The organism is Roseovarius sp. B-10 (assembly GCF_056859295.1).
The window spans coordinates 14,792-26,300 of sequence record NZ_JBSXOE010000030.1 but is presented as its reverse complement, the minus strand read 5'-3'; the positions used below and the strand labels follow the sequence as shown (position 1 = coordinate 26,300).

General features: G+C 65.4%; 11 protein-coding genes. 6 read left to right on the top strand and 5 right to left on the bottom strand.

Features of this window, described 5'->3' with window-relative positions; all coding sequences use genetic code 11:
• Positions 1–19 precede the first annotated feature (19 nt).
• Positions 20–475: an RNA polymerase-binding protein DksA gene (gene dksA, locus AC13D8_RS07745; RefSeq protein ID WP_206018402.1), complete on the bottom strand. Its 456-nt coding sequence runs from the start codon at positions 473–475 to the stop codon at positions 20–22.
• Between the two features lie 156 nt (positions 476–631).
• On the opposite strand from dksA, the gene AC13D8_RS07740 reads away from it, so the two are divergent.
• The 3 genes from AC13D8_RS07740 (at position 632) to AC13D8_RS07730 (ending at position 4,120) form a co-directional block, all read left to right on the top strand.
• Entirely contained in the window at positions 632–1,471 is an 840-nt protein-coding gene (locus AC13D8_RS07740) for an AAA family ATPase (RefSeq protein ID WP_482968375.1), read from the top strand.
• 93 nt (positions 1,472–1,564) lie between these two features.
• Positions 1,565–2,389: an AraC family transcriptional regulator gene (locus AC13D8_RS07735; protein WP_482968374.1), complete on the top strand. Its 825-nt coding sequence runs from the start codon at positions 1,565–1,567 to the stop codon at positions 2,387–2,389.
• Positions 2,390–2,461: 72 nt separating this feature from the next.
• Positions 2,462–4,120: an ABC transporter substrate-binding protein gene (locus tag AC13D8_RS07730; protein WP_482968373.1), complete on the top strand. Its 1,659-nt coding sequence runs from the start codon at positions 2,462–2,464 to the stop codon at positions 4,118–4,120.
• An 11-nt stretch (positions 4,121–4,131) separates the two neighbouring features.
• On the opposite strand, the gene AC13D8_RS07725 is transcribed toward AC13D8_RS07730, so the two are convergent.
• The gene (locus AC13D8_RS07725) at positions 4,132–4,725 is read right to left on the bottom strand and encodes a lytic transglycosylase domain-containing protein (RefSeq protein WP_482968372.1); all 594 of its coding nucleotides are present in this window, start codon (positions 4,723–4,725) and stop codon (positions 4,132–4,134) included.
• 190 nt (positions 4,726–4,915) lie between these two features.
• On the opposite strand from AC13D8_RS07725, the gene ssb reads away from it, so the two are divergent.
• The 3 genes from ssb to AC13D8_RS07710 all read left to right on the top strand — a co-directional run bounded on the left by ssb (position 4,916) and on the right by AC13D8_RS07710 (position 8,212).
• Positions 4,916–5,395 (top strand): single-stranded DNA-binding protein, encoded by a 480-nt coding sequence (gene ssb, locus AC13D8_RS07720; RefSeq protein WP_129433609.1) that lies wholly within the window; start codon positions 4,916–4,918, stop codon positions 5,393–5,395.
• Positions 5,396–5,483: 88 nt separating this feature from the next.
• A complete protein-coding gene (gene typA / locus AC13D8_RS07715; RefSeq protein ID WP_104020430.1) occupies positions 5,484–7,304 on the top strand; it encodes a translational GTPase TypA in 1,821 nt (606 codons plus the stop codon).
• Between the two features lie 230 nt (positions 7,305–7,534).
• Complete coding sequence (locus AC13D8_RS07710) at positions 7,535–8,212, top strand: DUF6639 family protein (protein WP_482968371.1); 678 nt, start codon at positions 7,535–7,537, stop codon at positions 8,210–8,212.
• Between the two features lie 5 nt (positions 8,213–8,217).
• Here the strand turns inward: AC13D8_RS07710 and AC13D8_RS07705 are convergent, their stop codons facing one another.
• The 3 genes from AC13D8_RS07705 to alaS are packed head-to-tail and all read right to left on the bottom strand — an operon-like array spanning position 8,218 to position 11,495.
• On the bottom strand, positions 8,218–8,505 hold the full coding sequence (locus AC13D8_RS07705; RefSeq protein WP_482968370.1) for a DUF1330 domain-containing protein: 288 nt from the start codon (positions 8,503–8,505) through the stop codon (positions 8,218–8,220).
• 32 nt (positions 8,506–8,537) lie between these two features.
• Positions 8,538–8,822 (bottom strand): DUF1330 domain-containing protein, encoded by a 285-nt coding sequence (locus tag AC13D8_RS07700; protein ID WP_104020427.1) that lies wholly within the window; start codon positions 8,820–8,822, stop codon positions 8,538–8,540.
• A gap of 9 nt (positions 8,823–8,831) precedes the next feature.
• A complete protein-coding gene (gene alaS / locus AC13D8_RS07695) occupies positions 8,832–11,495 on the bottom strand; it encodes an alanine--tRNA ligase (protein ID WP_482968369.1) in 2,664 nt (887 codons plus the stop codon).
• Positions 11,496–11,509 lie beyond the last annotated feature (14 nt).

Sequence of the window (11,509 nt, the reverse complement as noted above, 5' to 3'; positions counted from 1 at the left end):
CGTCGCCCGAAGCAGCGCCTCAGTCGTCGCGATGCACCTTTTCGCGGCGTTCGTGGCGCTCCTGCGCCTCGAGCGTCATGGTGGCAATCGGGCGCGCGTCCAGCCGCTTGAGGCTGATCGGCTCGCCCGTCACCTCGCAATATCCGTATTCCCCGTCTTCGATGCGGCGGAGCGCGGCGTCGATCTTGGCTACCAGCTTGCGCTGGCGATCGCGGGTGCGCAGTTCCAGCGCGCGGTCGGTTTCTTCGCTGGCGCGGTCGGCCACGTCGGGAATTGCTCTTGTCCCGTCCTGCAGGGATTCGATTGCCTCGCGGCTGCCTTCGAGCAATTCCAGCCGCCAGCGCACCAGCTTGCGGCGGAAATACTCCAACTGCAGCTCATTCATGAACGGCTCGTTTTCTGCGGGCGTGTAATCCTCTGGCAAGAACACTTCGGCTTTCATCTCGATCCCCTCGTCAAGGCCAGTGTCCGGCATCATGAACTCCTCAGACAGTCGGTGCCTTCGAGCGCTCATCTACACGCGGCGCCGGGGAATGTCACTAGCCAATCACGCGCCATTGATGTGGCCGGGCGAAGCGTCTAGGTTCCCGACATTGTTTCCATTTCCGCGCACGAAGGGGCCGTCCGACCGATGAAATTCGAAGGAACCGATGCCTATGTCGCCACCGGCGACCTGACCGTGGCGGTCAATGCCGCCGTCACGCTCGAACGGCCCCTCCTGGTCAAGGGAGAGCCGGGCACCGGCAAGACCGAACTGGCGCGCCAAGTGGCACAGGCGATGGGGATGCGACTCATCGAATGGCATGTCAAATCCACCACCCGCGCGGCGCAAGGGCTCTATGAGTACGATGCCGTCAGCCGCCTCCGCGACAGCCAGCTCGGCGACGAACGCGTGCACGATGTGTCCAACTACATCCGCCGCGGCAAGCTGTGGGAGGCATTTGCCTCCGATGAGCGCGTGGTGCTGCTCATCGACGAGATCGACAAGGCCGATATCGAGTTTCCCAACGACCTGTTGCAGGAACTCGACCGGATGGAATTTCACGTCTACGAAACCGGCGAGACGGTGCGCGCCCGTCACCGCCCGGTCATCATCATCACCTCCAACAACGAGAAGGAATTACCCGACGCCTTTCTGCGGCGCTGTTTCTTCCACTACATCCGGTTCCCCGAGGCCGAGACGCTCAGGCGAATCGTCGAGGTGCACCATCCCGGCCTCAAGGAGGCCCTGCTGGCCACCGCGCTCACGCAGTTTTACGAGATTCGCGACACGCCGGGGCTCAAGAAGAAGCCCTCCACCTCCGAAGTGCTCGACTGGCTTAAGCTGATTCTCGCCGAAGATCTCTCGCCCGAGGATCTGCGGCGCGACGGGGCTGACGCGCTGCCCAAACTGCACGGTGCACTACTGAAAAACGAACAGGACGTGCACCTGTTCGAGCGGCTCGCCTTCTTGGCTCGACGGCAGCGCTGAGGTTTTCCAGAAGCAGGCATTTCATCCCTGACATCTGGTCTGATCCATGACATCAGTAGTCCAAAGGCGATCTTTCCGATCAAGGAGGCGCGCATGGATCATGCAACGGTGATGACGCTCGTGCAGTGGATGCACGGGGCCGAATGGCGGCTCACCCTGCAGCATTCCTGCCCCTGCCACGCCCTTGTCTGGATGACACGCGGACAGGGCATAGCCGTGGTCGAGGGCGTGCGCCGGGGCATAGGCGTTCACAACGCGCTGGTACTGCCCGCTCGCACGATGTTCTCGCTCGATCCGGGCAAGACCGGCTTTGGCCTCGTCTGCGAGATGCCTGCGCAGGCCACGGCGCCTATGCCCGACCGGCCACTGCACATGCGAATCCGGGACGTCATGGGCCAAAACGAGCTGACAGCTATCTTCGAGGGGATGCAGCGCGAGCAGAACGACGCGCGCCCGTTCTCGGAAGAGGTGGTGGACGCGCAGGCGGCCCTGATGAGCGTCTGGCTGCGCCGCGCCATGCTCTCGCAACCCGAAGAGCCCGCCTCCGGTGCCGCCGAACGACTGGTGCGGGCCTACGCCGCGCTGATCGAGCGCCACCACGCCAGCACCCGCAGCATGGCCGACCACGCCCGCACGCTGGGCGTGACGCCGACGCACCTGACGCGCGTATGCCGGCGCCTCTCGGGGCTGAGCGCCGCCGAGTTGCTGACCGAACGCAGCCTGCATGCCGCACGCGACCTGATCGAGGCAAGCGATCGCCCGATGGCGCAGATCGCCGCCGAACTTGGCTTCGGCAGCGCTGCCTACTTCTCACGCTTCATCCTGCACCACACCGGCCGGACGCCCTCGGACCTGCGCAGCGCCGCCCGCGCGCGCGTCGCCTCTCCCATCGCCACTGCGGCCCGGCAGGTTATCTGACGACCCATCCGGGTTGCGTGCGCGGGCACGCCGGGCTCTAATGGAAGCGGTCCCAAGCGAGAGAATCCTGCCATGCCGCGCCCTGTCCCGCCCCATCACCCCGGTCTCGCCACGCTGTGCGACGATCTATGCGCGGGCCGGATGGGACGACGCGCATTTCTCGGCCATGCCACCGCGCTCGGACTGGGGGCAGGCGCGGCGCTGTCGCTCGCCGGATTGCCGGGCTCGGCGCACGCGGAAACAGCCATCGCGCAGGGCGGCACGTTGCGCATCCAGCAGAATGTGAAGCCGCTCGGGGATCCGCGCAGCTTCGACTGGAGCGAGATGGGCAACCAGGTCCGCGGTTTTCTCGAATACCTGGTTGAATACCGCCGCGACGGCACCTTTCGCGGCATGTTGCTCGAGGGTTGGGACGTCAGTGCCGACGCCACCCGCTACGTGCTGCACCTGCGCCCCGGCGTGCGCTGGAACAATGGCGATGCGTTCACCGCCGCCGATGTCGCGCACAATATTGCACGCTGGTGCGACAGCACCGCGCCGGGCAATTCAATGGCCAGCCGGTTCTCTGCGCTGATCGACTTCGCCACCGGGCAGGTACGCGAGGGTGCGATCGAGATCACCGATCCGCTCACCGTCACCCTGCGGCTCAACCGCCCCGACATCACGCTGATCGCTGGCATGTCGGATTACCCTTCGGCAATCGTGCATCAGAGCTATGACGGCGGCGATCCCTTCGCGCATGGCATCGGCACGGGCCCGTTTCGCCCGGTCAGCCTGAGGGTGGGCGAGCACTGCGTTCTCGAGCGCAACCGCGATCACAACTGGTGGGGAACAGAGGTGTTCGGCGGACCGTGGCTTGATCGGGTGGAATTCATCGACCTCGGAACCAACCCGACGACCTGGCTCGCCGCCGCCGAGGCGGGTGAGATCGACCTGCTCTACGAGAGCGTCGGTGCCTTCATCCCGGCGATGGACGCCATCGGCTGGACCGCGACCCGCGTCGAGAGCGCCGCCACCATCGTGTTTCGCGGTGCGCAGAACGCGCGCATGGTCGGCACCAACCCCTATGCCCGCCGGGGCGTGCGCCGCGCGCTGGCGCTGGCAGTGGATAACGCGATCTGTCTCGAGCTCGGCCATGAAGGGCGCGGCACGGTCGCCAACAACGATCACGTGAGCCCGCTGCAGCCCGCGCATGCCGATCTCGGTCCGGTGCCCTACGACCCGGCAGAGGCGCGCCGCCTCGTAACCGAGGCGGGGCTCATGGGCTACAAGCACGAGCTGGTTACCCTCGATGACGAATGGCAGCGCTACAGCGGTGACGCGGTCGCGGCGCAGCTTCGCGATGCCGGCCTCAGGGTGGAGCGGCGCATCGTACCGGGGGCGAGCTTCTGGGCCAACTGGCGCAAGTACCCGTTTTCCGGCACCCAGTGGAATCACCGCCCTCTCGCCGTGCAGGTGCTCGGGCTGGCCTACCGCTCGAACGCGGCGTGGAACGAGACGGGCTTTGCCAATGCCGAGTTTGATGCCTTGCTGGACGAAGCCAATGCCCTCTTCGATGCCGACGAACGCCGCAAGGTCATGGCACGGCTTCAGTCGATTCTGCGCGAGGAGGGGGTCATCATCCAGCCCTACTGGCGGGATCTGCACAATCATCACAACGGGCGGCTCGTGAATGCCGCCAAGCATCCAGCCCACGAAATCCATTTGTACCGGATCGGTTTCGCCGCCTGACCGCGCGTGGATCAGCTCCCGAGGATCACCCGCACGTAATTGCGCGTCTCCTTGTAGGGGGGCACGCCGCCGTATTTCTCCACCGCCTGCGGCCCTGCGTTATACGCCGCCAGCGCCAGCCGCCACGAGCCGAACTTGCGGTGCTGTGCGGCGAGGTAACGCGCACCGCCCTCAAGGTTCTGCCGCGGATCGCGGGGATTGACACCCAGCAACCGTGCCGTCTGCGGCATGAGCTGCGCCAGCCCGAGCGCACCCTTGTGCGACACGGCGTCAGCCCGCCAACCCGATTCCTGCTGCACCAGCCGCAGGAACAGGCTTTCGGGGATGCCGTGACGGCGCGCCGCCTGCTTGGCCATGTCAAGATAAGGGCCGCGATAGGCCCCGCGAAACTGCGGCGACGGCGAGAGATCGCCCCACATCGTCGGCGTAACAAAGCCCGGACGCTCGAGCCTTATGGCGCTCTTGCGCTCTTGCCGCTCCCGCCGGTCGAGGACGCGCGCCTGCGACTGGAACACGTCGATCCGCCCCTTGGTCGAGAGCGTTTCCGCAAAACCTTGCTGCGGCCCGGCCAGCACGACGAGCAGCGCCACCCCAATCCAGCGCATCACTTTTGATCCCCCCGATCCATCTCCGAGCAGAAAATACAGAATTCCGCAGGATTTTCGAGCCTTTTTCGAAATGGGCTGTCACCAGCGCGGGGAATCGCCGTCGGAACGCGAATTTTAACCTTTCCTTCACGCTGTTGCGGTGGTGTAACCGGGGACAAGGCGCAACAGCGAGAATAAGGAGGGCGCGATGGCCGGCTCCGTAAACAAGGTGATCCTTATCGGCAACCTGGGCCGCGACCCGGAGACCCGGACTTTCCAGAACGGGGGCAAGGTGTGCAACCTGCGCATCGCCACCTCCGAGACATGGAAGGACCGCAACACCGGCGAGCGCCGCGAAAAGACCGAATGGCATTCGGTCGCGATCTTTTCCGAGCCGCTGGCACGCGTGGCCGAGCAATACCTGCGCAAGGGCTCCAAGGTCTATATTGAAGGCCAGTTGGAAACCCGCAAATGGCAGGATCAGTCCGGGCAAGACCGCTACAGCACCGAGGTGGTGCTGCGGCCCTACCGCAGCGAACTGACGATGCTAGACGGCCGCGGCGACAGCGGCGGCGGAGGCGGCGGCTATGGGAGCGACCAGGACCAAGGCCAGGGAAGCGGCGATTACGGTGGTGGTGCCCCGGTCGGACGCCCGTCCGGCGACATGGATGACGAGATCCCGTTCTGATCCCGAGCGCATCCGCGCCGCTTTGCCTCTGGTCATTCTGCGTCGCGGCGTCTAAGGCGCATGCGGAACAGGATCAGGACAACGCCCAATGGATTTGCGTAATATCGCCATCATCGCCCATGTCGACCACGGCAAGACAACGCTCGTGGACGAGTTGCTCAAGCAGTCCGGTGCCTTTCGCGCCGGGCAGGCCGTGGACGAGCGCGCGATGGACAGCAATGACCTCGAACGCGAGCGCGGCATCACCATCTTCGCCAAGCCCACCTCGGTGGTCTGGAAAGGCACCCGCATCAACATCGTCGACACCCCCGGACACGCCGATTTCGGTGGCGAGGTCGAACGCATCCTGAGCATGGTCGATGGTGTCGTGCTGCTCGTCGATGCCGCCGAAGGGCCGATGCCACAGACCAAGTTCGTCACCTCCAAGGCGCTGCGGCTCGGGCTGCGCCCGATCGTGGTACTCAACAAGGCCGACAAGCCCGCCGCCGAGCCCGACCGCGTACTCAACGAGGTATTCGACCTCTTCGCCAGCCTCGACGCCAACGACGATCAGCTCGATTTCCCGCATATGTACGCCTCGGGGCTCAACGGCTGGGCGGATCACGCGCTCGACGGGCCGCGCCGCGATCTCTCGGCACTGTTCGATCTGATCGTCAACCACGTTCCCGCGCCGAAACAACTCGCCCAGGCCAACGATGATTTCCGCATGCTTGCCACCACGCTTGGGGCCGATCCTTTCGTCGGGCGTATCCTCACCGGTCGCGTCGAATCGGGACGGCTAAAGGTAGGCCAGACCGTTCAGGCCCTCAGCCGCATCGGCCAGAAAATCGAACAGTTCCGCGTGAGCCGCATTCAGGCATTCCGCGGCCTCGCCAGCCAGGATATCGACGAGGCAAACGCTGGCGACATCGTCACCATCGCCGGCATGTCCAAGGCCACCGTGGCCGATACGATCTGTGCGCTTGCCGTCGATACGCCGATCGCGGCCCAGCCTATTGACCCGCCCACCATCTCGGTCACTTTCGGCATCAATGACAGCCCGCTCGCCGGTCGCGACGGCAAGAAGGTGCAGAGCCGCGTGATCCGCGAACGCCTGATGAAAGAGGCCGAGTCGAACGTCGCCATCAAGGTCAGCGACACCCCCGGCGGCGAAGCTTTCGACGTGGCGGGCCGCGGCGAATTGCAGATGGGCGTGCTGATCGAAAATATGCGCCGCGAAGGGTTCGAGCTTTCGATCACGCGCCCGCAGGTGCTGATGCGCGAGGGCGAGAATGGCGAGCGGCTGGAGCCGGTCGAGGAAGTCACCATCGACGTAGACGACGAATTCACCGGCGCGGTGATCGAGAAGATCACCGGCCCGCGCAAGGGCGAACTGGCCGAGATGAAGCCCTCCGGCGCGGGCAAAACGCGGATCGTGGCGCATGTGCCGTCGCGCGGGCTGATTGGTTATCACGGCGAGTTTCTGACCGACACCCGCGGTACCGGCGTGCTCAACCGCGTCTTTCACGGCTGGGTGCCGCATCGCGGGCCGATTCCCGGGCGGCGCGCGGGCGTGCTCATCTCGATGGAATCGGGCGAGGCGGTGGCCTACGCGTTATGGAATCTCGAGGAACGCGGGCGCATGTTCATTGGCGCGCAGGCCAAGGTGTACGAGGGAATGATCATCGGCGAGCACAGCCGTGAAAATGATCTCGAGGTCAATCCGCTCAAGGGCAAGAAGCTGACCAACGTGCGCGCCTCCGGCACCGACGAGGCGGTGCGCCTGACCACGCCGATCACCCTCAGCCTGGAAGAGGCGATCGCCTATATCAATGATGACGAGTTGGTGGAGGTAACGCCGAACGCGATCCGCCTGCGCAAGCGCCACCTCGATCCGCACGAGCGCAAGCGCGCCGCCAAGCAGGGCTGAGACGCGCGGCCCAGGGCGCGATGACAGCGGGCTGCTTCAATGCCTCAATGTCCTCGGCTACGAGGGCCACTGGCCACCACAGGATCAAGAATAACGAGGAGTGTTCGCCTCGCGCTCTCTCTCAGATACACGACACGGGACGTAGGGCACGCCTCGCCTGTGCCAGTTGACATGCTTGCCACCAGCGCGCGGTCCGGGCCACTATCAGCCGAGGCGCGCGGGAGGTGCAGATGCCGGGATGGCTTGGATGGATCGTAATCGCGACACTGCTAGCCGGTACCCCGGCAGGAGCGGAGCCTTTGGAATGTCCCGATCCACGCTTCGAGGTTCTGAGCGATGACGACGCCCTGGCACAGAAAGTATGTGCCTTCGCGCGCGAGTCGGCAGAGAAGCTGGCTGCCTGTAACGTGCCCATCTCCGAGACGCGACGAGTACGCATCGAAGTCGTGACCGAGATGCCCGAAAAATGTCTGGGCCTTTATTATTGCGGCGAGGATAAAATTGAAATCCCCATGCCCGAAGTCATGCAGTCAATGCGCCTCTCCGACAGCAGCCTCTCTCACGTGTCACCCGAGGCATTCTTTCGGAGTATCATCGTCCATGAACTGGCCCACGCCGCCTTTGACGAGGTACCCTGCCCGTTCGGATGCTGCATCACCGCCAGCGAATATGTAGCCTATAACATGCAGGTCATGTCGCTGCCCGAAGCCGATATCACCATCTTCGAGACCGGCCTCGATAAGTCCAAGAAAATCTCGCGGGATTTCCTGAACCCGGTCATTCTCTTCATGGCGCCTGATACCTTCATGACCTGGGCATGGATTCACCTCAATCAGCGCCCGGATGCCTGCGCCTATATCGACGATGTAATGGAAGGCCGCGTCCGCCTGGACTATGAGCGTCCGTGACGCGATCAGTCGGTCAATTCGACAATCAGCAATTCCCGCTCCGACGCGCCGCGCGCGTGGTCTAGCGCCTCCTGGTATTCGGGGCTGTGATAGCACGCCTCGGCCGCCTCGAGGCTGGGAAAGCGGGCCACCACGTTTCGGGGACGATCCTTGCCCTCGAGTTGCACATACCGCCCTCCGCGCGCGAGGAACTCGCCCCCGTGCGCGGCGATCGCCGGTCCAGCCAGCGCGGCGTAGCGGCCATAGGCCTCGTCATCGGTGACGGTGACATGGGCGATCCAGAGCGCGGGCATGGGGTATCCTTTCACAGGGCGTGGTGGTGAGGTCAGACGCCGTCGACGATCACAAGGTCACGGTTCGCCGCCGACAGGGCGAGCGGCAGGATACGGCGATATTCAGCGCAGTTGTACCAGTCGAGCGCGGATTGACGGTCGGGAAACTCGATAATGACGTGCCGGTCGGGGCAATTGCCCTCGATCACGGTCTGTGCCCCGCCCTTCGCCAGGAACCGACCGCCGAACTTGCGTGCCAGCGCCTCGGTCTGCTCGGCATAAGCGGCATAGTCCTGCGGATCGGTGATGGTGATCCGACCGATGATATAGACGCTCATTCACCCTCCTCAGGAGGCCAGAACCTCCTCCGCCGCGGTGATCGCCGCCTCGGCGCCGCCGATATCGCTGCCGCCGCCCTGCGCCATGTCGGGACGACCGCCGCCGCCCTTGCCGCCGAGCGCGGGCACCGCCGCGCGCACGAGGTCCACGGCCGAAACGCGGCCTGCAAGGTCGGCGGTCACGCCCGCCGCCACCGCCACCTTGCCGCCGGTATCGGCAATAAGCAAGATGGCACCGCTGCCAAGACGCGCCTTGTGTTCGTCGATGAGCGGCGGCAGGTCGCGCCCCTGCACGCCGGAGAGCACCTGCGCAAGGAAGGTGACACCGCCCACCTCCCGCGGTTCCGGACCGGCATCCCCTGCGGCACCGCCCGTCATCGCCAGCTCGCGGCGAAGCTGCGCCACCTCGTTGGCCAGCGCCCGGCGCTCCTCGACGAGCGCGCGGACGCGCTCGGGCACGTCTTCGGCCCGCGCCTTCAGGTCCCCCGCCACCGCCGCGAGGCCGGCACTCCGCGCAGTGAGATGGTCGAATGCCGCCGCCCCGGTCAGTGCCTCGATCCGGCGCACCCCGGCGCTCGACGCCCCTTCGCCGATCACGGCGAAGGTGCCGATGTCGCCGGTCCGTCGCACATGGGTGCCGCCGCACAGCTCGATCGAGTAGGTCGTCCCGTCCGTGCCCTTGCCGGAGCCGTCTAACCACCCCATCGAGACCACCCGGACCTCGTCACCGTACTTCTCGCCGAAAAGCGCCTGCGCGCCGATGGCACGGGCGTCGTCCGGGGTCATGATCCGCGTCTCCACGGGGCTGTTCTGGCGGATGAAGGCGTTGACCTCGGCCTCGACGCGGGAAAGATCGTCGGGATCGAGCGCCTTGGCGTGAGAAAAGTCGAAACGCAGCCGGTCCGGCGCGTTGAGGCTGCCACGTTGCGCTACATGCGGTCCAAGCGCGCGCCGCAGCGCCTCGTGCAGAAGGTGCGTGGCGGAGTGATTGGCGCGGATGGTGCCGCGCCTTTCGTGATCAACCTCGAGCCGCGCCGCCTCGCCCGCCTTGATCGCGCCGGTCTCGACCTCGGCCATGTGCACGAACACGCCCGCCACCTTCTTGCAATCGCTCACCCGGGCGCGGCCACTCTCGGTCTCGATCACGCCGGTGTCGCCGACCTGCCCGCCGGCCTCGGCATAGAACGGCGTTTGGTTGAGCACGATCTGCACGCGCGTGCCAGATGCGGCCTCCGCAATCTCGGTGCCATCGGCGACCAGCGTCAGGATGCGCCCCTCGGCGCGCTCGGTCTCGTAGCCGAGAAACTCCGTGACCCCGTGGGTCTCGGCAATGTCGAACCACACCTGCTGGTCAGCGGTCTCTCCCGACCCGGCCCACGCGGCGCGCGCCTTGGCCTTCTGTTCGGCCATCGCCGCCTCGAAACCCCCAAGATCGACCTCCCGCCCCTGCTCGCGTAGCGCGTCTTGCGTCAGGTCGAGCGGAAACCCGAACGTATCATAAAGCCGGAACGCCGCCCGACCGGGGAGGGCCGCGCCCTCCGGCAGGTGGCCAAGCTCATCCTCCAGAAGCCGCAAACCACGCTCCAGCGTCTGGCGAAACCGCGTCTCCTCGAGACGCAACGTCTCGGTGATAAGCGCCTGCGCGCGGCCCAGCTCCGGGAATGCCTGCCCCATCTGCGCCACCAGCGCGGGCACCAGCCGGTGCATCACCGGCTCCTTGGCGCCCAGCATGTGCGCATGGCGCATGGCGCGGCGCATGATCCGGCGCAGCACGTAGCCGCGCCCCTCGTTGGAGGGCATCACGCCGTCGGCGATGAGGAACGAGGTCGAGCGCAGGTGATCCGCGATCACCCGGTGATGCACGCGGCCCGGTCCGTCGGGGTCGGCGCTCGTGGCGTGCGCGCTCGCCTCGATCAGGCTGCGCATCAGGTCGGTGTCGTAGTTGTCGTGCTTGCCCTGCAACAGCGCACCGATCCGCTCGAGCCCCATACCGGTATCGATGGACTGCATGTCGAGCGGGCGCATCGAGCCGTCCTCGAACCGCTCGTTCTGCATGAACACGAGGTTCCATATCTCGATGAAGCGGTCGCCATCCTCATCGGGGCTGCCTGGCGGCCCGCCGGGCACTTCGGGGCCGTGATCGTAGAAGATTTCGGTGCACGGCCCGCACGGCCCGGTCGACCCCATCGACCAGAAATTGTCTTCGCTCGCGATGCGGATGATCCGCTCGTCGGGCAGGCCCGCGTATTTCTTCCAGATATCCGCGGCCTCGTCGTCCGTGTGGTAGACCGTCACCAACAGCTTCGAGGAATCGATCCCGAAATCGCGCGTCAGCAGATCCCAAGCGTAAGGGATGGCCTGCTCCTTGAAATAGTCCCCGAAGCTGAAATTCCCCAGCATCTCAAAGAACGTATGATGCCGTGCGGTGTAGCCGACATTGTCGAGATCGTTGTGCTTGCCGCCGGCGCGCACGCATTTCTGGCTGGTCGCGGCGCGCGTGTAGTCGCGATGCTCAACCCCGGTGAAGCAGTTCTTGAACTGCACCATTCCGGAATTGGTGAACATCAGCGTCGGGTCATTGCGCGGCACCAATGGCGAGCTTTCGACGACGCGGTGGTCGTTGCGCTCGAAGAAATCGAGGAATGCGCTGCGTATCTCGTTGAGCGTGGGCATGGATGTGGGGCTTC